The following is a 22,653-nucleotide window of genomic DNA, read 5'->3' as shown; positions in this document are numbered from 1 at the left end:
GTTCCAGCCTCCGCCGATTTTGGTGCGGGTGGCGAAGGGAGCGGTGGTGCTGCCGGTGCCGCGGTAGAGCCAGAGCGTGCCGGTGGTGTCGCGGGCGACGAGGTCCGACTTTCCGTCGCCGGTCAGGTCGATAGTTCCCGCGAGTTGCTTGTAGATGTTCCAGCCTCCGCCGATTTTGGTGCGGGTGGCGAAGGGAGCGGTGGTGCTGCCGGTGCCGCGGTAGAGCCAGAGCGTGCCGGTGGTGTCGCGGGCGATCAGGTCGGCCTTGCCGTCCCTGGTGAGTTCACCGGCCCCGGCGAGCTGGTTGTAGATGTTCCAGCCGGAGCCGACGCGGACGCGGGGCGCGAAGGGACCCCCGCCTACGTTGCGGTAGTACCACAGGATGCCGGAGGAGTCGCGGGCGATCAGGTCGCCAGCGGGCCTGTCCGCGGACACCGGTGACAGCTTGGTCAGGGCGTTGTAGGCCTGCCAGCCGCTGCCGATCAGACTGCGGGTGCGGAAGGGCGCAGTGGCGTTGCCGGTGCCGGGGTACTGCCACAGCTTGCCGGCGGCGTCGCGACCCAGGATGGTGTGACGCTCACGCACGGGAAGGCCGTCGACCGCGAAGGGGGCCTCTGCTGTCAGGTAGTCCTGGCCCCAGGAGTAGACCTTGTAGCGAGCGTGGGCGTTGATGTGCCAGCTTTCGGTGCCGGGCGCCGAAGTGAGGGTGTAGGTGATGTCGGTGTCACCGGGCGTCAGGTCGCACTGGATCAGGACGATGCCGACAGTGAGCGATTCGTTCCTGTGGGTGCACTGGGCGGTCTGGCCTGCGGTCACCGAGGTGACGCGGATGTCAACGTCGTGGCTGTTCCAGCCGTACTGCTCCGGTGCGGGGCCGAACCACAGGTCCAGGTGTCCACCGTCGACCGCGTGGACGCGCAGGGTCTGGGGCGAGGACTTGCCGGCCTCGATGTCGGGGGTATTGAACGACAGGCTGTTCTGTGCGACGTGCTCCAGCCTTTTGACCGTGAACGTGCCTGCGTCGTGGGTGCCGTCTGCGGGTGTGGCGCCAGCGGTCTGTGCTGCCTGGACTGCGGCGTTGAGGTCGGAGCCGGCAGGTGCGTAGACCGCGCCGTAGTAGCCCATGGTGTCGTGGAGTGTGTCTGCTGGGATGGTGACGACCGGTGCGTAATGGTCGCTGGTGCCGCCGACCTTGCAGAGGTAGACGGCCGTGGCCTGCGGGGCGGGCTTGCAGATTTCCTGTGGCCCGAATGTGAGGCCTGCCGGAAGGCCGGCGCCGTCACCGGCGGGGCCGGTCAGCGGCTTGGTGGCAAACGCGTAGACCATGGTGCCGTTCAGGAAGGGACCGGGCATGGCCGCGTTGGCCCCCCAGGTGCTCCCCGGCCGCAGGACGACATCGTTCACATGAACGATGTCGAGATCCTGAGCGGTGGCTGGCCCCGCCGTGCCGGTCGCGGCTACGACCAACGCGCCGAGGGAACCGCCGACGGCCGCTATGCGGCGAAGACGTCTGCGTCTGAGCATGTGTGTCCTCAGGTGAACGGGACGGCAGTTGTGCTGCCGCGATGGGACGGGCTTCGCTGATCACGTGCTGCGTCCGGTGGGCAGTGACTACCGGACGGTGGTGCTGGGAGCCTCAGGTTTGTGTCTAAGGACGGCTCCCGTCTGGACCCAGGAGCCGTCCTTCGGCATTTGCGACTTGCGGTGTGCTGTGGTGCCGCGGACCGGCTAGAAGATGCCGGTGATGCTAGTGCCCCAAGAGGCGAGGCCCACCAGGTTGGGGCTCCTATGGGTGGTGGGTCCGCCGGGGTAGAACAGCAGGCAGCCGGTGGGGCAGGTGGTGGTCCTGGCTGCGCCGGTGTCGTCGACGTAGGGGACGGTCAGGTTGGGATCGGCCGGTGTGGTGGCCCACACATCGCCGTAGGCTTCGCCGGTCTTGGGCTGGAACTGGCGATAGGTGATGTTGGTGCCAGCGTCGGGGTCGCTGTAGGTGGCTGTGGCCACTGTTCCCTGGACATTGCCGGGAGAGGCCAGGTGGGGGCGCTGATCCCAGCCTGAGTTTCCGTAGGTTGACCGGCTGCCCAGGGAGAAGACTCCGTTGGTGATCTGACCGGGGTAGAGGTAGAGCTGACCGGTGCTCGGGTCGCGGGCCACGAGGTCCTGGACGCCGTCGCCGTTCTGGTCGCCGACGGCGAGGTTGGTGTAGTCCTTCCAGCCGGCGAGGCCGATGTTGACGCGGTTGTTCAGGTCGAACGGCTCGGTCTGGTCCTGCCAGTGGTTCTGTGCGGTGCCGATGGTGTTGCCGGTGTAGAGCCACAGGGCGGCGTTCGTGCAGGCATCGTCCTTGCACTCGATCGTGATGAGGTCGTTGCCCCCGATGTGCCCGGCCGTCGTGTTGTTGTCGATGTCGCCGGGCGTGATGATCTGCCGGATGCGGCGCCAGTCCGTGGCATTGTCCAAGTTCGTCTTGTTCAGTGGCAGGCGGGTGTCGAAGGCGGGGGTACCCAGGCCGGTGCCGCCGTAGATGTAAAGCTGGTTGTCGCTGAGCCGGACCACGAAGTCCTCGTAGCCGTCGGGCGCCGCGGTTGGGCTGGTGAAGTCGACGAGGTCGCCACGGTGGGCGATGATGGCGTCGTTCCACCCGCCGAGTCCGACGGTCTGGGAGGCGGCGACCTTGCCTGTGCCGTCACCGGCGTACAGGCGCAGCTTCTTGAGGTCGTCGGTGGCGACCATGTCGGCGAAGCCGTCGCCGGTCAGGTCCCCGGGCAGGTCCGTGCGGGCCAGGCCGGTGCCTGGATCCTTCCCCGGGGCGTAGACGAACTCGGACTTGGTGGTGCTGAGGTTGACCGCGTCGGTGATCTTGTCCAGGGGGGAGTGGTTGTCGGCTGTGTCGTAGGCGACGACGTGCAGGGTGCTGTTCGGCCAGCCGCTGGGGATCACGTCGATGAAGGCGGTGTGGCGGTCGGTTCCGACGTTCACCCAGGTGCCGTTGTGGCAGCGGGTGCTGGAGGCGGACAGGTACAGGTCCATGGACCAGCAGAAGCCGGCGACGTCGTTGGCGGAGTTGTAGAGCTTCAGCCGGACGGTCTTGCGGGCCGGGTACTTGTCGGTCGCTTCATCGGCTGGCGTGCCATCGGTGTTCGTCACCGTGACGGCCTCGGCGGGACCGACCCGGTCCACAGTGAAGGCACAGGAGGCGGTGTAGCCGCTGTAGGTGCCCTCTTGGTCCTTGGCGCGGACCTTCCAGGTGTATGACCCGTTGGTCAGCTTGGAGTAGGGCACGGTGACCGAGGCGGTCTGACCGGTGGAGACGGTGTCGGTGGAGGGGCTGAAGGACACCGCGGTGCCGCCGGATTTGGTCACGGAGAACTCGCCGGTGACCGTTCCGCCGTCCTTGTCCTTGAGCGTCGCGGTCAGGGCGAGACCGCTGTTGCCGATCACGTCAGCGCAGGGCACCGGCTTGTTGCCGTCCCCGCCCGGACTCCAGGTGCCCTCGTAGGCCTTGGCGCTGGTGACCTCGGGCTTGTAGTTGTAGGTGACTTCCAGCGCCGGGCTGTTGGTGAACCGCTTGAAGGACTCGGTGTCGCCCTCGTAGCCGCTGGCGGCGCGCAGGCCGAAGGCCAGGGTTCCCCAGCCGTTGTCGGCCGCCTGCTGGACGTAGTTCGTCAATGCGGTGGAGCGGTAGTCGTGCCCCTGGTTCCCCGGGCAGAAGGTGGGGTTGCCGTGGGCGTATGAGTCGGAGTCGAGCTTTGCTGCCCAGTACGAGTCGTTGGTGTTCCAGGAGGGTGTTGTGGTGATGCCGTTGGTGGACCACAGCTCGGTCGGCCCCGCGGCCGCAGGGTCGCACCCCCAGGAATGTGTCTCGACCACGGCGAAGGTCGCATCGAGGATGTCCGCGCCAGCCAGACCATCGGTGTTCATCGCGAAGAACGACCGCGTCCTGCCGGTGCCGTTGAAGCCTACCCGCGGCTCGTCATTCGGCGTTCCGGAGTGCCAGCCGGACCCGTTCGGGTAGGCCTCACTGGGGGTAGCCGAATACACCACGGCCCACTTCTCCCGGTAACCGCCGGTGAAGGGCGGGTCCACCACCAGCGGGAACTGGTCTGCGGTGGCCAGCAGCGTGGGGTCAGGGGTCAGCGTCAGCGTGTCGCCGGTGACGTCGGCGCTCACCGGCGCGGTCTGCGGCTGCTCGTCGGCGTCCGCGGCGGCCACGCGTGCCTTGGCGGCCTGCGGCTGCTCATCGGTTGCGGCCGGCTGCTCCCACATCTTCGGACTGGGGGCGCTGAAGACGACGTTGCCGTCGGCGTCCTTGGCGGTCAGGTTGTCGCCGGCGTCGTCGGTGAGGGTGACACCGGTGGTGGCGATGCCGAGCTTGATGCTCTTGACCGCGGGGTTCGCTGCCGCCTGCGGGGTGTTGATGATCAGGTGCTCGGCAAACCCGTCGACTTCGGCGATGACCTTCAGGTCCACGTCGGGCAGGACCGACTTGTACAGCGCGGTGTTGCCGTCCAGGACCGGCTGCGGAAGCGCGCTGGGCCAGGACAGCGACAGGCTCTTGCTGTCCTTCGTCATGGTCGCCAGCGGGCCGTTGCCGCCGCCGGAGAAGGTGATACCGAAGGCCGGCGAAGAGGGGCCGACCGTGCCCTCGGCGTGCCGGACCATCGTGGCATCGGCCTTCTTCCACACACCCTCGTAGCGGGACCACACCGGGGTGGAGTGCTGACGGCGCGTGATGGTGCCGTCGGGGTTGGCGAAGACCTCAACGGTCTCCTCACGACGGTCGAGGATCTCCACTCGCTCACCGGTCTTCGCGGCCAAGTCGAACGCCTTGACCTCGGAGGCTGAAGCGGAGGCGTTCGACGGCGCGCTGTCGGCGGCGACGGCCGCGGCGGGAAGGGCCAGCGTGGTGACGGCCGTCAACGGTAGTCCGAGGGCGAGAAGGAACGCTATCGAGCGTCTGCTTCTTCGGCCCGTCGTGTACGGGTCTGTCATGAGGCGCCTTTCTGAAGCGCACGCGCAGCATGCGTGAGACTCGCAGGCTATTCACACCGTGTGGTTTTCCCAAGCTCTTTGGAGACAGTGAACCTCGGGTAAATGGAAGACGAAGCTCCATCCGCTCTTGGGAGGTGTTGCTGGTGACCGTTTGTGATGTTTTCGCCCTCCCGCGGACGCTTCTTCCCTGATCGAGCCCTTGATCCAGAACGAGTCGCTCCCGATCGATATCGTCAATCAACAAGATCCTCCTACGCTGAACGGCGCCCGTTTTATGTCTTGTGCAATGGCCGCTGTGTCGGCTTTGCTTTACAGGCTCTTCATAAGATGCAGGTCTAGGGGTGGGGTCTTTTATGGTGTTCCGCCGTGGCTCTGGCGTGCCGTTTTTCACTCATCCGCTACTGCGGTTGCGCAGTGCACGCACCACCTCCGTCGGCCTGCTCTCCGCGGCCTTGAGCCTGTCGCTGTTGTCCGCGCCCGCCTGGGCGAAACCCGGTGGTGAGTTCTCGCTGCGACCAATGCAGAAGACCGCTTCGGTGCCGGGCAACGACCTGACTGTCAACCGCTTCGTGACGCGCGCGCCCTCACAACGCGACCAATGGCATCCGCCGGGCAAGATCGCCTGGCCGCCCGCCGGGCAGGCAGACGTCGCCTTGCTCGGTGCTCCCAGCAGCTCGGCCAAGAAGCCTGACGACCATCGCAAAGTCCAAGCAGGGTCGCTGCCGGTCCGTATCGGTCGGCCAGCCGCTGCTGTCGCTGGAGGCAAGCCCGGCACCCGTCCTGCCGGAACTGCGAGCCCGGACCACGTACGCGTAACGCTCGCTAACCGCAAGACCACGCAGCGGGCAGGGATCCAGGGCCTGTTGCTGTCGATACAACCGACCAGCACCACCACCGCCCCTGGTGCGGCCGAAGTTCAGGTCGACTACGCGGGCATCGAGTCGGCGTTCGGCGCTGGCTGGTCCTCCCGGCTGCGCCTGGTCCAGCTTCCTGCCTGCGCGCTGACCACCCCGGGTAAGGCCGAATGTCTCAAGGCCGTGCCGCTGGCGACCGACAACGACACCGCGGGTCGTACGCTCACCGCGACCGTGGCGTTCCCGGCCACCCAAGGCACGGGCAGGCAGTCACGCACCACGGCTGCCACGAGCAGCAGCATGGTGGTGCTGGCTGCCGCGGCCGCTGCGGATGGTGGGGAGGGGTCGTTCAAGGCGACCTCGCTGTCCCCGTCCGGGTCGTGGTCAGCCGGAGGGAACTCCGGCGGGTTCGGCTGGAGTATGCCGCTGACAGTGCCGCCCGTCCCGGGAGGGCTGCAGCCAAAGGTGGCGCTGTCGTACAACTCATCCGCGGTCGACGGTCGGACGTCGTCGACGAACAACCAGACGTCGTGGATCGGTGAGGGCTGGGACTACTCGCCAGGGTTCATCGAGCGCAGCTACGCCGGTTGTGAGAACGACAAGCAGGGCGGGAACAACACCGAGAAGGTTGGCGATCTGTGCTGGAAGTCGCAGAACGCGACACTCTCGCTGAATGGCACGTCCACTTCCCTGGTGTGGGATGCGGGCAAGAGCGTGTGGAAGCTTGCCAACGACGACGGCTCGCGCGTCGAGCGGATCTTCGGCAGCTCCCCGAACGATGTCAACGGTGACGAGGACTACGAGTACTGGAAAGTGACCTCGCTGGACGGGACCCAGTACTGGTTCGGCAAGAACCGCCTGCCAGGGTGGACCAGTGGCAAGGAGGAGACCAACTCGGTCTTCACCGTCCCGGTCTACGGCAACCACAGCGGCGAGCCCGGCCACGGATCGGACTTCGCCTCCTCGGCCGATACGCAGGGCTGGCGCTGGAACCTCGACTATGTCGTTGACCCGCACCACAACGCCATGGCCCTGTACTACTCTAAGGAGACCGGCTACTACGCCCAGAACCTCAAGGTCGATGACCCAGTCCCCTACATTCGCGGCGGTTACCTGAAGCGGATCGACTACGGCCTGCGTACCGACGCGATCTTCACCACGGACAAGCCGGCCGGACGAGTGTCCTTCACGGTTGCGGAACGATGCCTCGCGAACTGCGGCACGTTCGACGACGCCCATGCCGCCAACTGGCCTGACGTCCCGGTAGACCTGAATTGCACCGCAGGTACCCAGTGCCTGAAGCCATCCCCGTCGTTCTGGTCCCGTCAGCGCCTGACGAGTATCTCCACCCTGTCTCTGGTCGGCACCACGTTGTATTACGTGGACACCTGGACGCTCGCGCAGTCGTTCCCGGCCACCGGCGACGTTTCCAAGCCGGCGTTGTGGCTTGAGTCGATCCAGCGCACTGGCAGAGCCGGTTCCGGCACCGAACTCACCCTGCCCAAGACGACGTTCGGCGGGACGCCGATGCCGAATCGGGTGGACTCGGCCGAGGGACGGCCGCCGCTGAACAAGTACCGCATCACCCAGGTCACCAACGAGACCGGCGGCCAGACCCTCGTCACCTACAGCCCCACCGAGTGCACCTCAAGCAGCCTGCCGTCCTCCCCGGACCAGAACACCAAACGCTGCTACCCGTCCTGGTGGACCCCTGACGGCGCGGTCGACCCGGTCAAGGACTGGTTCCACAAGTACCTGGTCACCCAGGTAGTCGAGGACGACACCACCGCCGGCACCGGCTCGGCCTCGAAGACCACCACTTACGAGTACGACAACGGCCCCAACTGGCGCCGCGATACCTCCGAGTTCAACGTTGACAAGCACCGCAGCTGGAGCGTCTTCCGCGGCTACGGCACGGTCCGCACTCTGACCGGTGCCACCAATCGCACCAAGGCCGAAGCCAGCTACTTCCTCGGAATGGCCGGTGACACCCTCGCCGACGGCAGCCCCAGGCCTGCAGCCACGATCAACGGCATCACCGACCGCGACGACTTCGCCGGCCGACCTGCGCAGACCCGCACCTACGACAAGGACGGGAGCGGCGGCAAGGTAGTCGCCAAGACCACCTACACCCCCTGGGAATCCGACCCGACCGCCACCCAGAACATCACCGGGATCACCGACCCCGACAAGCCGAGCACCCCGGGGCCAGTGCTACCGGACGCCGTTGCCCGCCACGCGGGTACAGTCACCGAGGCCGCCAGCAAGCTGCTGGACGACGGCACGACCTGGCGCACCCTGACCACCACCCGCGAATACGACCCGGTCTACGGCCTGCTGACCGCCGAGGGAGACGACGGCGACACGGCAAACGGGGTGAAGCCGAAGTGCACCCGCACCTCCTACGTCACCCCAGACACCACCAACTGGCTGATCTCCTACGCCTCCCAGGTCACCACCGTCGATCAAGCACCCTGCGGACTCGGCTACCTCACCCCCGCTATCACCGGGTCCTCGCGCACCTTCTACGACGGACAGCCATCCGGCGTCGCCCCGAAGCCCGGGCTGGCGAACGTGACGAAGACCGAGCAGGCATCCAAGCTGGACATCAACAACCAGTTGGTATGGGAGACCACCACCCAGATCGCTTACGACCAGTACGGGCGAATAGTCTCCGCTGCGGGTCAGGATGGTCGGCCCGTCACCACGGACTACAACCCCGCCACCGGTGCCCAGCCCACAACTGTCACGGTCACCGACCCCAAGGGACACACCACCACTACCGCCCTAGACGGGAATCGTGGCGTCACCTTGAAGGTCACTGAACCCAACCAGCGCGCTGCCTCCGGTGAATATGACAGCCTCGGACGTCTCACAAAGGTCTGGAGCGCAGGCCGCGTCACCACCGCGAATCCCAATGTCACCTTCACGTACAACATCTCCGCCACCGCGCCTTCCACGGTGACGACGAAGAACCTGTACGAGAACGGAACCTGGGGCACCAGCGTAACGATCTACGACTCGCTTCTGCGCGCGCGGCAGACCCAGTCGGACGCCATTGGTGTTACCGGTCGCACTGTCACCAACGCCTTCTATGACACCCACGGCCGCGCCTTCCAGACCGATGCCCCCTTCTACAACAACCAGGCCGTCTCCACCACGATGCTCGTGGTCACCCCAAACCAGATTCCCACCTCGGTCGTCACCGAGTACGACGGCCGGGGCCGCCCCACGGCCGGGGTCACGCTGTCGCTGAACGTGGAGAAGTGGCGCACCACCACCGCCTTCGGCGACACCTGGACCTCCACTATTCCGCCAACTGGCGGGACCGCGACCCTCACTATCAACGACATCCGCGGCCGCACGACCGAGCGACGTCAGTACAAGGACCGCAACCCGGTCATCGGCGCGGCCACCAGCCAGTACGAGAAGACCACCTACGCCTACGACCGGGCCGGCAACCTCGAGAAGGTCACCGACGCTTCCGGTCGTAACTCCTGGACCTACGCGTACGATCTGCGCGGCCGGCAGATTGCTACCACCGACCCGGACAAGGGCGCCAGCACCATTGGCTACGGCGCCGATGGCCGCCTTGCCACCACCACAGATGCCCTCGGCACCACCCTGGCCAGCACCTACGACGAGCTTGGTCGGAAGACCAGCCTGCGCACCGGTTCGGTCACCGGCACCAAGCTCGCCGAGTGGACATACGACACTGCCACGGGTGGCAAGGGCCTGTTCGCCTCCTCGACCCGCTACGACACATCTGTCACCCCGGCCGCTGCCTACAGGTCGGCCGTCACCGGGTATGACTCCGCTGGTAAGGCCACCGGGATGACGGTGACGGTGCCGTCGGTGACCGGGGAGGAAAAACTCGCCGGCACGTACACCGTCGCCACCACCACCACCCCGGTCAGCGGACTGCCCGCGACCGCCGCCTACAGCACTGGCAACACCAACGCCACGACCGCGCTGCCCGCCGAGACCGTCACCAACCACTACGGCGCCCAGGACCAGCTCGGCATCGTTGACGGCACCCTGTCCCAGGTCTATCTGACCGGCGCCAGCTACACCCCCTTCGGTGAGCTCGCGCAGGCATCCCTCGGCAACCTCGGCGCCCGCGTCATCCAGACCCTCGGGTACGACACCGTCACCCGACGGCTCGCCACGTCGGTCGTCGACCGCGAGACCTCCGGCCCGCAGACGCTGTCGAACATCAAGTACACCTACGACACAGTCGGCAACGTCACCCGGATCCGCGACGACCAGAACGACGGCACCATCGCGGATGACCAGTGCTTCGCCTACGACTGGGCCCGCCGCCTGTCCGAGGCCTGGACCACCGCCGACGCCTGCACCACCAAACCGGTCAACGGCACCGGCAACCCGGCCCTCGGCACCGTCGACCCATACTGGACCAGCTGGACCTTCACCAACTCCGGCGACCGCGCCGCCGAGACCCAGCACAAGGCCGGCCCCATCACCGCCGACATCACCCGCACCTACACCTACCCCACCACCACTGGCGCCGCCCAGCCGCACGCCGTACGCACCGTTACTGCCTCCGGCGGTGCCACCGGGGCAGACACCTACCAGTACGACGCCACCGGCAACCTCAAGAAGAAGACCCCTGCCACCGGCGCCGTCCAGGACCTCACCTGGAACGACGAAGGCAAACTCGCCACCTCTACCGTCTCAGGCGCCACCACCAAGTTCCTGTATGACGCGGAGGGCACGCGCATCCTCAAGCGGGAACCGACCGCCACCACCCTGTACCTGCCCGGCGGGCAGGAACTCGTCCTCACCAAATCCACGGGCACTCTGGCCGGCACCCGCTACTACGGCGTGCCCGGTGGGTCCGCTGTCCGCACCAGCAGCGACGGCAGGGTCCGCCTCCTGGTCGCCGACCACCACGGCACCAACCAACTGTCCGTCAGCGCCACCACCCTCGCAGTCAACCGCCGCAAAAGCCTGCCCTATGGTGCCCCCCGCGGCACCGCCCCCACCTTCTGGCCAGGACAGAAGGGTTTCGTCGGCGGAGACATCGACACCGTCACCGGCTTCACCCACATCGGCGCCCGCGACTACGACACCACCACCGGCCGCTTCATCAGCGTCGACCCTGTCTTCGACCTGACGGATCCCCAACAGATGGGCGGCTACGCCTACGCCAACAACACCCCCGTCACTGCCAGCGACCCCACCGGCCTCTGGTGCGACAGCTGCAACGATGGCGACGGATGGACCCGCCCGGATGGCGGCACTGCAGGGGATCCGGACGGAGGCAAGAATGATGACGGCACTATCCGTGGCACAGGCGGTAGCAACGGCGGTAGCAACGGCGGCAACGACACACCGGCAGGTTCGCTCGAGGAGGAAAAGCCCACAATTGGTGGTGTGCCGATACCCACGCCCAAGGAGTTGGCTGCTCGGGGAATCCTGACACCTTGGAATACCTACCAAGACGCCATCCATATCTGGGCAATGGGCATGTGCTCAGGAAGTTCCGCGGGTGACATTGGTGCATTCTGTAAGGCAGCGAACAAAGTTGGCCTACTCGACTACGAGCAGCCATGGGTCGGGGTCGCCCTCGCAGTAATCGCTGGCTGCACTCTGGCAGCCGGAGCCTGTATCGCTGCTGCGGAAAATGCTGTGCTGGCGGAGATTGATTTCGCCGCAGGAGGATCCCTCGGCGTATCTACAGGGCTATATTCAATCCGCCAAGGACTGAGAGGTCTGTACGGCAGACTCGAGGCCGAGAGTGCTCAGGCTGCGCCCAGCGACACAGCGGCGCTGAGAGGAATTCTCGGTAGCTGCAAGTGTTTCCTCGCCGGCACGGACGTCCTCATGGCTGATGGTTCCACGAAGGACATTGAAGACATTGAATTGGGCGACGAAGTCGCCGCGAAGGACCCTGAGACGGGAGAATCCGGCAGCCGCAAGGTCACACGGCTGATTCGCACCGACGACGACAAGTACTTCAATGAACTGACGATCGCGACCGATGACGGACCCAAGAAGCTCACCGCCACACACGAGCACCCCTTCTGGTCCCCCTCCGAGAAGCGGTGGGTCGAAGCCGGTCAACTTCAGCCGGGTGCGACACTGCTCACGCATGAGGGCGCCACCGTCACCGTGACGAACAACCGCCCGTTCACCAAGCACGCGCGCACGTACAACCTCACAGTTGAGGACATCCACACGTACTATGTGCTGGCGGGGAATACTCCGGTGCTGGTGCATAACTCGTCGTGTAGCACGTTCGGATTCAAGGATGCTCCGACCGTGCCCGGGGTTTACACCATCACGATGAAGGATGGCAAGGTGTATGTTGGGTCCAGCTCAACCAACATACACAGTCGCCTGCATGCCGCTTTCAATTCAGACAAGGCGGCCGTGAAGTCGGCGGGTTACACGACGAGCGACATTTCCAACATATCGGTGAACGATATGTCTGGTCATTCCTGGAAAGCGATCAGGGAGCAAGAGCAGTCGGTAATGGATCAATACGGCGGCCTGGGTGGCGGTACGCTTTTGAATCGCCGAAATGAGGTTCCTTAATGCGGGCAGACTATAGTGTCCTGAATTGGCGAGCCGACGAGTCGACCGATGAGCGTGAACTCGGCCGGCAGTATCGGTCCGGGGAATTCAACGGATTGTTCCTCCGTGTGAGCGGAAGTGCGCGGCTGGACAGCCTTGATTTCTTGTCCAGCTTGCCGGAGCTCAAGTATCTGGAGATTGAAGGCCGCGTTGCCGACGACTCGCAGGCTTTTAAAATCGCTGGACTCCGCGAGCTGGTGCTCCTCACGAGGGGGCAAGTGGCGATCCCTGCAGTCCGGAACGTATCTCTCACGGCGTTGGCGGTAGATGATCGGGCGGGCGCAATTGACCTCGCAGGGTTTCCCGCCCTGACGAGATTGACGCTTTGGTCATCCAGCAGGATTGATTTGGGATTCCTGAGGAGTGCGCCACGGATCTCATCATTCAAGCTGGAAGGCGTGGGGCAGATTGTGGATCTTCGCGGGTTGGAGAACTGCACGAAACTCGACGACCTGGAGATCCTTGAGGCGCGCGTTGAGAGCCTTGCCCCCCTTCGAGGCCTCCAAGATCTGCGCCGGTGCTGGCTGATTGGCGGAGGGGAGTCAATTCAGCCTGAGCCGCTGGACTTCAACGCTGTGTCAGCTCTAAATAATCTGGAAGAGCTCAGGGTTACGTACGGGGGGGAGGTGCGATCGGTGGCTCCGCTTCTCAGTATGAGTTCCCTGCGTGACCTTCGACTTAGGGGAACCAGGGTCGTGGCAGGTGATTCAGGCTTGCTTAGTGAACTTCCGGATTCGGTAAGAATCGTTGGTCCGGAGGAGTAACGATCCGCGCCAGCAGACGGTCGGTCACTTGAGACAATGGCCTTGAATGCAGAAGCCCCACCCAGAGTTTGTTTCTGGTGGGGCTTCTGTGGTGCTTGACGGCAACGCTGACGGCAACGTCAGCGGACGACGACTGAGGTGAGTGAGGGAGTCGGGGCCGTCGTCTTGGTCGCCGAGGACGTGCCCCAGGGTGTCGATGGCCTGGCGCTGGAGGCGGAGTCGGACGTGGGCGTAGACGCCGGCGGTGACGCTGATGTGGGCGTGGCCGAGGAGTTCCTTGACGACGACGAGGTCAACGCCCTGCTCCAGGAGCAGGGTCGCGGTCGAGTGCCGGAGGTCGTGGAAGCGGATCGCCCGGAGCCCTGCGCTCTGGAGGAGACGGCGGAAGCGGCGGGTGACGTTGGTGGGATCGAGCGGTTTGCCGTTCGGGGTGGTGAAGACGAGGCCGCTGTCCGCACCTCGATGAGGATCCGCACAGCTTCAAGGCCGACTGGGTTGGGAAGAATAATATGTCGAGATTCGATGCGATGCGCGATGGCGACGGCAGGCTCATTCTCGTAAGCAAGGATGGAAAGATTCTGGTTCCGACGAATTACAGGTACGTGCCATGAGCGGATTTCGCATGTATCTCAGGGGAGTTAGCGAGTCTTTGCAGCCGGAGGAAATCTCCCAGAGACTAGGAGCGGAGCCCGACGAGTCAACGTCGATCGGAAGTCGCAGGCCCCGCAGTCGCCTCCGCGATCGCATGCAACCTGGATCCGACATGCCAGGGCAGCGGGAGGCGGCGCGAGGCCAGAAGATCTGGAGCCGGTGGTAGTCGGCTGGGGGCCGGATCTCGCCGGGGCCCTCGGACGACTCGTCGACTCCGGGGAGGCTGCTGTCTCTCTGGAGATCCTTCAAGAGATCAGAGACCTCGACGACCCACAGCAGAAGGGCATCATCCTCGGGGCCGACCTGCTGTCCTGGATGGGTGCAGCCAGGGCATCGCTCGACATCGACCAGTACATCTATCACGAGTGCGGCGATGAATCGGATGGTGCCGTCTCGTAGGGTCGGGTCTTTCGGCAGCAGGCCGCGCCGATGCCCCTCCAGCGGCGCGGCAGCCGTGCGATTCGCGGCCCAGGCGGTGGAACGTGGGAATTCAGCACCCGGGGCGGATTGGATGAGGTGTTCATTCGCTCAATCCCGCGCTAGGTGTATTGCCCTGTGAGGTTGGGGGCGCGGCTAAGGGTGGTTTGCCTGCGAGCGCGGTGTGTTCGCGGTGGTGATTGCAGGAGTGCAGCCATTGCGGGAACACTTCGCGGCGTTCGGTTTCTGAGCGGTAGGGCTTTGCGTAGGCCCATTCGTCCGGACAGCGCGAGGGTCAACGACCCGAGGGGCCATGGCCGAGTACGTGGACGGGGTGATCACGGGCGAGGTGCCCAATCTGCAGGTCAAGTACCTCAAGAGAGGGCGTGTGGGGTACTGGGACCAGGGCAAGGGAGCCGTGGTCATCGAGGACCCCGGCACGATGGGACGTACGGTGTTCACACCCAAGAATGGACAGCAGTACTTCGACGATGAACTCGAGTGATTTCACGAACCCCAGTACCGAAGATTCCGGTGGGATTCTGGAGATGAGTCCGGAGCGGTTCGGAGTTGTGGTTCAGGTGGCCAAGGAGTTGCCGAACGTTTCGGACCGGGTCATCGAGTCCGAAGGATGCACGCGCACGGATGCGAGCGACTTGCTGAGCATCCTCCGTCGCGCCCGTGGAGAAATCGGGGAGACCACGGGTTATGTCCGGTTCCGCCTGGTTTCCGGAAACAGCAAGGTGCCGGTCTTCGACGCGTCGTCGGCGATCGAGATCGTGGCATCTCCGGAGGACATGGCGAAGTGGCGCCGCATGCTCGATGCTGTCTGTGCGTCACTGGGACCCAAGGAGCTGTTCCTGCGGAGCGGTTATCGCGAGGAGGAAGTGAGAGAGGCTCTCAACTCCCTGGGCTAGGAGTTCCCGCCCTTCCCGCAATTAACGGGACGAGCGGAACTGCGAAGCAGGTGGCGGGCGAACTGCTGAATGAGCTCGAATCGGGAAATGTCGAAGATGGTCGATGCTCTGCAATGGAGACCAAGGAGACGCTTGATGAATTTGTCGCAGTGTATGAGCGACTAATGCGAGAAGCTCGGCGATCTCTCCCGTATTGAAACGATAGTGTCTTGGTCTCTGTAGCCTTGACGTTGACACACCATGTGGGCGGCGCCGGGGCCGACCCCGCCTGCGGCGCGCACGGATGGCTTCTTTATGCGTCCGGGTATGGGAGCCGTCGACCCCGCGCCGTGCCCAGGAGCGGCGCCTACGCTCTTTAGCGGGCGGTGCGCGGCTGGTGAGGGGAGTCGGCAACATGACGTGGCAGCCCCCTCGATCTGAGTGGCAGCCCTCGATACGGTCTCTGTCGTGTCCGGTGTACGTGGGTTGGTCGCCCGTTGGCGTGCGCCGGTTGATCGCGCGCGACTAGGGGAGCTGGTTCGGGCATGGCGGTTGACGCTGCTCGGAGTTCAGGTGAAGGGTTCACGTCGGCAGAGGCGACGCAGGTGATGGTTGCCGCGTGCCGGGCTGCGGGGCTAGATGCCAGAGGGGCGGAGTTGATTCGCTTCGGGGAGAACGCGCTGTTCCGGCTGGCGTCCGCCCCAGTGATCGTGCGCATTGCGCGGTCGGTCGAGTACCTGCCCCTGTCTCGGAATGAGGTGGCGGTCTCGCGTTGGTTGGCGAGCGAGGGGTTCGCTGCTGCTCGGGTTGTCGATGATCTGGAGCAGCCGCTCTTGATCGACGGGCACCCAGTGACCTTCTGGCATCTGATCGTCGAGGGTGAGCGGAGAGCGACGTACGGGGAGCTCGGTGCTGTGTTGCGTGACCTGCACGCGTTGGAGCTTCCTGCGGGCCTGGAACTGCCTCCGTACAGCGTGTTCGGGAAGACGGACCTTCGCCTGGGTCGGGCCTCGGGGATTCCGGTCGATGACATCGAGTTCCTGCGCAAGCGGGACCGTGAGTTGCGTGAGGAGTCCGCGGAGCTGCGGTTCGAGTCGGCCAAGGGGCCGGTGCATGGGGACGCGCATGTGCAGAACCTCATGGTGGACGATCGCGGGCAAGTGGTCCTGATCGACTTTGAGGTGTTCTGCTTCGACCATCCGGAGTGGGACCTCATGGTGACGGCCGTCGAGCATCACAGCCTCGGGTGGCAGACCGACGAGCAGTACGCCGATTTCGTGGCCGCGTATGGTCAGGACCTCTACGACTGGGGCGGGTACGACACGTTGCGTCGTATCCAGGAGTTCCACATGACGACCTGGCTCATGCAGAACGTCGGCGAAGACGAGCACACCGCGGATGAGTACCGGCGCCGGATCGCCGGGCTGCGGAACGATGACGGTCCTCGTGACTGGCGGCCCTGGTAGTCGCTACTCGTCGTCCTCCAGGCGGGCGAGTGCGTCGTGCACCTGGTCGTTGAAGGTGGCCACGATGGGGTTCGCTGCGTGGATGCTGACCTCGGTCTGGAAGTCGGTGACGTAGCGCTGGAAGCGGGCGGACTGGAGGGAGTCGCCGCCGTCGACTGCGAGGCTGGCCGTGGTGACGGCGGCTTCGAGTTCGCCGTTCAGGAGTTGGCTCTGGGCGAGGACCATGCGGCAGAAGCCGAGGGTGCGGGCGTACTTGGGGTCGGTGTCGTTGACGGCGCGCTGGGCGTGATCGACGGATTCGCGGCACATCTTGAGGTCGCGGAAGCAGTGGCAGAGCTCGCCCATTAGCTCCGCGGAGTCGAAGTAGCTGAGCCAGTCGGGATCGTCGGCGGTGTCGGAGCGCTCGAAGTGCCGTTCTGCCTCGTTCATAGCCCGGCCGGCTCCGGTCGGGTCGCCGGCGTTGGACAGGGCGCGAGCCTCCATGGCCGAGTACATCGACATCGCCCGAGGAGTCGCCTTGCCCTTGGCGCCTTCGACGGCGGCGCGTGCGAGTTGGATGGCCTGGGTGTGATTGCCGAGGTAGTTGGCCTGGTGGCTGAGGTTGGCGAGGATGCGGGCGCCGAACATGCGGTCGTCGACGACCTGGGACAGGCGCAGTGTGGAGGTCAGGTAGCGGTGCGCGAGCGGGTGGTTCCCGGAGTCGTACGCGGTCCACGCCAGCAGTTGGGAGACCTCGGAGGCGGCGCCGAATAGCGCGATGCCGACCTTCTCGCTATAGCTGGCGTCCAGCAGAGGCAGGACTTCGTGGCGGAAGTAGTGGCGTAGTGCCCGGTGGCCGTGGCCGCCTCCGTACTTGAAGTCGAGTTGCATGAAGGTGCTTGCGGCGTCCCTGATGGCGCGTACGTCGCGCATGCCGACGCGCTGCTGAGCGGGGCGGTTAGCCTGGATGCCGTCGGGGCGAGCGACCATCCATGACAGAACGGCGGAGCTGATATCGCCGTCGGCGACGATCAGTTGTCCGGGCGAAGGGGCCTCGGCGCGCTCCTGGGCGAGTTGGTCAAGCGTGGCGAGTACGTCGGGCACGGTGCCGGCGTAGCCCACGGGCTGTGGAGCGGACCTCTCCGACGGGTCGAAGAAGCCGAGGTCTCCGGGTGTGATCCGGCGGTTGAGCTTGGCGCTGAGAACGTCTGCCATGACGGCCGCCGTCTCGGGCTTGATGCCGGCGCCATCTCGCCACCGCTGTACGGCGATGTGCGTCGTTCCCAGCACTGAGCCCTGCTGCTCGGCGTGGTCGCGCATCCGCTTCGCTAGGCCCTTGTTCGAGACCTTTGCTTCGTTCATGACTGCGATCAGCTGTGCGTTCGGCTCCCGGCTCATGCTCCCCCTGCCAATCCGAGAAGTGACAGCCAGTGTTCATCGTGGCACAGCCCCTGGGACATTGTGGGGTTCATTGGTGAACCCCCTTTGCTTTTGCCGGTGTTCATGTGGACCCCCTAGTGAACGCTCCCGCCCGGACCGTGTCCGCCGTTGACTGTTTGACACGCGACGACGGCCGGAACGAGCCGTCGGTGGACGGGAGGGAACGCCATGGATCTGGCCCGGAGCAAACGCATAGCGAAGCCTTCGATGGTGTGCCTGCCGCACGTTCCGATGACGGCTGGATCGGCTGAGCAGTTCCGCGCGGTGACGCTCTTCGCGGACTCCGCGGACACCGTTCGAGCCGCCCGGATCATGGTGCAGACGACGCTCACGGACTGGGAGCTCCCGCACCTTGTCGATGACACGCAGCTCGCGGTGTCAGAGCTGGTCGGGAACGTCGTGAACCACGCGGTGCCGGACAACTGCCTGGCCCGGCCCGGAGGTCCTCGCCGCATCGACGTGACGTTCCGGAAGTGGCCGAAGTGGCTGTTCATCGGGGTGACCGATGAGGACTCCGACCCGCCGACGTTCCCCATGGGTGAGGTGTTCTCCCCGGAGCTGATCGGCGGCTTCCCTGAAGCGGTGCTGCCGGACCACGGACGTGGCCTGCTGATCGTTCAGCGGCTGGCGGATGCGCTCTGGTGGACCCCGGAGGAAGCAGGCGGCAAGACGGTGTACTGCCGCTTCGACCTCGACACCGCTCCGGGGCGCCCGGCGTCGCCGTAGAAAGCTCCGGTCCGCTGCCTACCTACCTCCTCCCACGCGATCGGGAGAAAGGCAGCGGGCCGGTCAGGCCGGTCCTGACCGCTCCGGCCGAAGGTGCGGCCCCGTCAGCCGTGGGTCCCCCGTCCCGCCCGAGGGGGCCGCACCACTGATCAACAACCTCAAACCGAGACCGGGCCACCCCATCAGCCCTGGAAAGCGAAGGGTGGCCCGGCAGGGGACGCAGCGGTCCCCGGTGCCTGATGGTAACCGGGGTCGCTGCGCTGCGCTTCCGCCTTCAGACAAGGAAGTTGACGGAGCGTTGCCCAAGATCGGACAGAGGTGGACAGTCGTGAGTGGCTTTGACGGCGACCGTGTCAATGATGGCCTGGACGCGATCGACACAGACGGCGGGCTGTGGTCCGCGAGCGTGGACTACCTGTCGGGCTGGCTCGAAGCGCGGGACGTCGCCGACCGGCTGAACCGCGCCGTGCTCGGCGTCGGCCTGGAACTCTCGGACGTACGGGCCGTCGCCGGGACCACGGCCGACGGGCGCGGCATCGTCCGTGTGACGGGCTGGACGGGAGCGGTTGCGGAGCTCGCGCGCCTCCTGGAGCTCGTCGCGGAGCAGGACGGACGGGCCGCGTGATGGGCGCCGTACGGGATGCGCGCGGTACGTGGGCACGTCGCCGGCCGCAGAGGCTTTGGGCGGTAGCTGCCATGGGGCGAGAGAGCAGGGGGCCTTACGCTGGCCCGGCGAATCGGGCGGGCTCCTGCCCTGCCCGCTGTGGTGCCCGATCGGCCCCCTGCTCTTCGAGGCTCGCCCCGTGGGAGCTGCCTAAAGCCTCGGAGGACGTCGACCCCCAGCCACCCGTGCCCCGGCCGACATCGACCAGTCGAATCCTGCCACCTTCGGACGCGCTGTCGCGCAGGGCGGCCGGCGCCCGGACGGGACCGGCGGCCACGCCGCATGCCCGGCCGGGGCGGGCAGGCTGCCTGGCGCGCCGCAGGCGCGCCCTTGAGGAAGTGAAGAAAGTTTCGACCGATCGCCGGTTCTCAGGACCGGGCGCTGGTGGCGGGCTCGGACTCGATCCGATAGGCGAGTTCGGCGCGATCGGCCCCGAGGCGGAGCTCTTCGAGGACGAGCGGCTGGTCGTCGGTGCCGCATGTGACACGGGTCAGGTGGAGGACCGGGGTCGCATCGGGCAGCCGCAGGGCGGTGCGCTCATCGGGGAGCGGCATGCGCGCCCGTACCGTCTCGGACCACCACAGCTTGTGCCCCGCCTTCGTCAGCAGGGCGTACACGGTGGCCGGGCCGGCGTCCGGCTTCCCTGCAAGATCCGGTACGGCCTCCGCTGTGGCGAACGGGATCAGCATGCGGTGCATGGCTCGCGTGCCCGTGGCAGGCTCAACCAGCAGCTGGTCACAGCCGAAGAGCGCTTCCTCCGCTTCGAGTTCGAGGAGGCGCGCGGTGGTCTCGGTGGCGTGCAAGCGGTAGACGCTCACGTCCTCGACCTGCTCCCACTCGGCTCCGTCACGGAGTACGAAGCGGCCACGGGACGTGCGGCCCACGCGGCGCGCGATGCTGAGCGACGGCTGTCGCCCGGAGCGCACGAAGCTGCCCTTGCCGTGCCGTACCTCGATCAGTCCTTCCGCTCGCAGGGCGGCGATGGCGTTGCGGACGGTCGGTCGGGAGACCTTGTACCGGGCGATGAGCTGGGCTTCGGACGGGAGCGGGGCGTCCGGATCGAACTCGCTGGACAGGATCGACTCACGGATGGCCGCGGCGACCTGCTGGTAGAGCGCGCCGGGGCGCTGGATCTCCGTCATCTCGGCACCTTCGCTGTGGGCTCGTAGGTACGTCGCACGCGCGACATCACTCGTCAGCATAAGTAGTTGACCCCTCGCCGTACAGCACTCCATAGTCGTAACTCGTAAGGACAAGTGACGTCAGCTTAAGTACTGGCCCACCTCTAGTGGCCAAGGAGGCCCACGCAATGCAGTCCATTCCTGTGGACACCACGCGACTCGGCGTACTGCGCTGCGCCATCACGCCCGAAGCAAAGACAACCGGCATGGAAACGAAGGAGGTCAAGAAGGACCGCGACGGCAACACGATCTACACGGTGGCCGTCACCGTACGGCAGGACGGCCGGCGCATCTCGGTCATCGAGATCGCCGTCACCGGTGAACCCAAGGGCCTGGAAGAAGGCCAGATCGTCAAGGTCACCGGGCTGACCGCGTTCGCCTGGGCGATGGGCGACCGGCACGGCATCAGCTTCCGGGCCGACGCCATCACCCCCGTGCCCAGCACCCCGGCCAAGGCGGGTGGTGCCGCGTGAACGCGATCCTGCTCGCCTTCGCGCTCGCCACCCTCGCCTGGCTGCTGGTGATCGGCGACCTGCTCCGGCGCAACCGACCCGTCTGGCACTGGTACGTCGCCGGCTACCCGGTCGCCGCCTGCCGGGTGTTGTTGACCTGGCGCAAGGTGGCCATCCTCAACGACCTTGCCGTGTCTCCGCGTCCGCGCCGTGGCCTGCTTGGTGACCTGCTGGTCAGGGGCGAGGCGTTGCGGCCCGTGGCTCCCCGCATCTCGTTCCCGCGCGCCACCCGTATGGGGCTGACCGTCGTCGTACGACTCCGCGCAGGCCAAACCCCGGCCGCGTACATGGCGGCCGCCGACGCGCTTGTACATGCCTGGCGGGTCCATGCGGTGCGGGTCACCTCGCCGGAACGCGGTCTTGTGCTGCTGACCGCGACAGCAAGCGATCCGCTGGAGCGGCCCGGATTGGCCTCCGCCCCGGTTTCGCTCCTGTCCGCTCTCATAGGCGTGCTGGAGAGCGGCGGGGCGTGGGTGATGGATCTGCGCCTTGTTCCGCACTGGCTGATCGCTGGCGCGACCCGGTCCGGCAAGTCCACGCTCCTTGCCCGGCTGATCATTCAGCTTGCACCGCAGCCCGTCGCCCTCGTCGGGATCGACTGCAAGGGCGGCATGGAACTCGGCCTGTTCGCCGCCCGGCTGAGCGCACTGACCACATGCAGGCGCGAGGCGGTCGCCGTACTCGGCGCGCTCGTCCTCGACATGCAGGAACGCATGCATGCCTGCCGCGCGGCGGGAGTGCGCTCGATCTGGGAGCTTCCGGAGAAGCTGCGGCCGGTGCCGGTCGTCGTCATCGTCGACGAGCTCGCGGAGCTCTACCTCTCCGATGGCACCCGCGAGAGCAAGGCCGAAGCCGAACAGTGCTCGACTCTGCTCCTCCGGATGGCCCAACTCGGCGCCGCGCTCGGCATGCACCTGGTCGTCGCCGGCCAACGGGTCGGCTCCGACCTCGGACCCGGAGTCACCGCGCTGCGCGCCCAGCTCAGCGGCCGGATCTGCCACCGGGTGAACGACCCCGGCACAGCGGAAATGACCCTCGGCGATCTCAACAAGGACGCCGTGATCGTGGCCCAGTCCATCACCTCCGAGGAACGCGGAGTCGCCGTCTGCACTGGCCCCGACGGCGGCTGGAGCCGAGCACGCTCCCACCTCACACCGACCGAACAAGCCACCGCGACGGCCAGGAAGTACGCCGCCATGACATCCGAACTGCCCGACGTCAGCCGCGCCCTCGCCGCGCTCGAAGGAGGCACAAAGTGATCGGCGAAGCGTCCGCCCTACCGCTCGTAGTGGTCTTCGGAATCATCACCGTCCTCCTCGTCCGCGCCCGCGATGTACGCACCTGGGAAGCGCTCTGCATCGGACTCTTCGGCCTCTACCTCGGCCAGACCCCCGTCATCTTCACCATCGACGGACTCGTGACCTGGCTGTTCAACGGCTTCTCCAGCTAACCCCCGAGCAGGAAGGACAGACCAGGCCATGCCCATGAGCCGCGTGAGGTGCCCCCACTGC

At 66.0% G+C, this 22,653-nt stretch carries 16 protein-coding genes and 2 pseudogenes; 12 read left to right on the top strand and 6 right to left on the bottom strand.

The annotated features are described in order from the left end of the window. Together ACWCP0_RS02430 and ACWCP0_RS02425 are read right to left on the bottom strand one after the other, a co-directional pair. A partial coding sequence (locus ACWCP0_RS02430; RefSeq protein ID WP_451076970.1) for an FG-GAP repeat domain-containing protein occupies positions 1–1,524 on the bottom strand: 1,524 nt, incomplete at its 3' end. Positions 1,525–1,728: 204 nt separating this feature from the next. After that, positions 1,729–4,992 (bottom strand): hypothetical protein, encoded by a 3,264-nt coding sequence (locus tag ACWCP0_RS02425; protein ID WP_451076969.1) that lies wholly within the window; start codon positions 4,990–4,992, stop codon positions 1,729–1,731. A gap of 353 nt (positions 4,993–5,345) precedes the next feature. Here ACWCP0_RS02425 and ACWCP0_RS02420 point away from each other — a divergent pair, with 353 nt between their 5' ends. Both ACWCP0_RS02420 and ACWCP0_RS02415 read left to right on the top strand, forming a co-directional pair. Continuing rightward, positions 5,346–12,407 (top strand): polymorphic toxin-type HINT domain-containing protein, encoded by a 7,062-nt coding sequence (locus tag ACWCP0_RS02420; protein ID WP_451076968.1) that lies wholly within the window; start codon positions 5,346–5,348, stop codon positions 12,405–12,407. After that, complete coding sequence (locus tag ACWCP0_RS02415; RefSeq protein WP_451076967.1) at positions 12,407–13,210, top strand: hypothetical protein; 804 nt, start codon at positions 12,407–12,409, stop codon at positions 13,208–13,210. Before ACWCP0_RS02420 ends, ACWCP0_RS02415 begins: the two co-directional genes overlap by 1 nt. A 150-nt stretch (positions 13,211–13,360) precedes the next feature. On the opposite strand, the pseudogene ACWCP0_RS02410 reads toward ACWCP0_RS02415, so the two are convergent. Beyond that, positions 13,361–13,663 (bottom strand): annotated as a pseudogene (locus ACWCP0_RS02410) (tyrosine-type recombinase/integrase); the annotation flags it as partial. A gap of 154 nt (positions 13,664–13,817) precedes the next feature. Between ACWCP0_RS02410 and ACWCP0_RS02405 the strand changes: the two are divergent. Together ACWCP0_RS02405 and ACWCP0_RS02400 are read left to right on the top strand one after the other, a co-directional pair. Then, on the top strand, positions 13,818–14,027 hold the full coding sequence (locus ACWCP0_RS02405) for a DUF4279 domain-containing protein (RefSeq protein WP_451076966.1): 210 nt from the start codon (positions 13,818–13,820) through the stop codon (positions 14,025–14,027). Continuing rightward, positions 14,021–14,260, top strand: coding sequence for a hypothetical protein (locus ACWCP0_RS02400; protein WP_451076965.1), 240 nt, complete (start codon positions 14,021–14,023; stop codon positions 14,258–14,260). The genes ACWCP0_RS02405 and ACWCP0_RS02400 overlap by 7 nt, the downstream gene beginning before the upstream one ends. Before the next feature lie 140 nt (positions 14,261–14,400). Here the strand turns inward: ACWCP0_RS02400 and ACWCP0_RS02395 are convergent. Then, positions 14,401–14,558: pseudogene (locus ACWCP0_RS02395) on the bottom strand (IS481 family transposase); the annotation flags it as partial. A 33-nt stretch (positions 14,559–14,591) separates the two neighbouring features. Between ACWCP0_RS02395 and ACWCP0_RS02390 the strand changes: the two are divergent. From ACWCP0_RS02390 to ACWCP0_RS02380, 3 genes are all read left to right on the top strand, one after another. Continuing rightward, positions 14,592–14,783, top strand: a complete 192-nt coding sequence (locus ACWCP0_RS02390; protein ID WP_451076964.1) for a hypothetical protein — start codon at positions 14,592–14,594, stop codon at positions 14,781–14,783. Then, positions 14,749–15,195, top strand: a complete 447-nt coding sequence (locus tag ACWCP0_RS02385; protein WP_451076963.1) for a hypothetical protein — start codon at positions 14,749–14,751, stop codon at positions 15,193–15,195. Before ACWCP0_RS02390 ends, ACWCP0_RS02385 begins: the two co-directional genes overlap by 35 nt. Before the next feature lie 524 nt (positions 15,196–15,719). Further along, positions 15,720–16,640, top strand: coding sequence for an aminoglycoside phosphotransferase family protein (locus ACWCP0_RS02380; protein WP_451076962.1), 921 nt, complete (start codon positions 15,720–15,722; stop codon positions 16,638–16,640). 3 nt (positions 16,641–16,643) lie between these two features. On the opposite strand, the gene ACWCP0_RS02375 is transcribed toward ACWCP0_RS02380, so the two are convergent. Beyond that, entirely contained in the window at positions 16,644–18,017 is a 1,374-nt protein-coding gene (locus ACWCP0_RS02375; protein ID WP_451076961.1) for a sporulation protein, read from the bottom strand. 273 nt (positions 18,018–18,290) lie between these two features. Between ACWCP0_RS02375 and ACWCP0_RS02370 the strand changes: the two genes are divergently transcribed. Both ACWCP0_RS02370 and ACWCP0_RS02365 read left to right on the top strand, forming a co-directional pair. Further along, positions 18,291–18,785, top strand: coding sequence for an ATP-binding protein (locus tag ACWCP0_RS02370; protein ID WP_451076960.1), 495 nt, complete (start codon positions 18,291–18,293; stop codon positions 18,783–18,785). A 328-nt stretch (positions 18,786–19,113) separates the two neighbouring features. Further along, positions 19,114–19,410 carry a hypothetical protein gene (locus ACWCP0_RS02365; protein ID WP_451076959.1) on the top strand — a complete coding sequence of 99 codons (297 nt, stop codon included), beginning with the start codon at positions 19,114–19,116 and terminating at the stop codon, positions 19,408–19,410. A 407-nt stretch (positions 19,411–19,817) separates the two neighbouring features. Here ACWCP0_RS02365 and ACWCP0_RS02360 read toward each other — a convergent pair whose 3' ends face one another. Continuing rightward, a complete protein-coding gene (locus ACWCP0_RS02360; RefSeq protein ID WP_451076958.1) occupies positions 19,818–20,591 on the bottom strand; it encodes a GntR family transcriptional regulator in 774 nt (257 codons plus the stop codon). 167 nt (positions 20,592–20,758) lie between these two features. Here ACWCP0_RS02360 and ACWCP0_RS02355 point away from each other — a divergent pair, with 167 nt between their 5' ends. Genes ACWCP0_RS02355 through ACWCP0_RS02345 form a run of 3 tightly spaced genes read left to right on the top strand, consistent with a single transcriptional unit; the run spans position 20,759 to position 22,592 of the window. Further along, positions 20,759–21,103 carry an SCO3933 family regulatory protein gene (locus tag ACWCP0_RS02355; protein ID WP_451076957.1) on the top strand — a complete coding sequence of 115 codons (345 nt, stop codon included), beginning with the start codon at positions 20,759–20,761 and terminating at the stop codon, positions 21,101–21,103. After that, positions 21,100–22,401, top strand: a complete 1,302-nt coding sequence (locus ACWCP0_RS02350; RefSeq protein ID WP_451076956.1) for an FtsK/SpoIIIE domain-containing protein — start codon at positions 21,100–21,102, stop codon at positions 22,399–22,401. The genes ACWCP0_RS02355 and ACWCP0_RS02350 overlap by 4 nt, the downstream gene beginning before the upstream one ends. Continuing rightward, complete coding sequence (locus ACWCP0_RS02345; RefSeq protein ID WP_451077018.1) at positions 22,401–22,592, top strand: hypothetical protein; 192 nt, start codon at positions 22,401–22,403, stop codon at positions 22,590–22,592. Before ACWCP0_RS02350 ends, ACWCP0_RS02345 begins: the two co-directional genes overlap by 1 nt. Positions 22,593–22,653: the final 61 nt, after the last annotated feature.

The sequence above is a fragment of the Streptomyces sp. NPDC001970 genome (assembly GCF_053594115.1).
The sequence above is the reverse complement of the archived record's forward strand: the minus strand, read 5'-3'. Positions and strand labels throughout refer to the sequence as shown.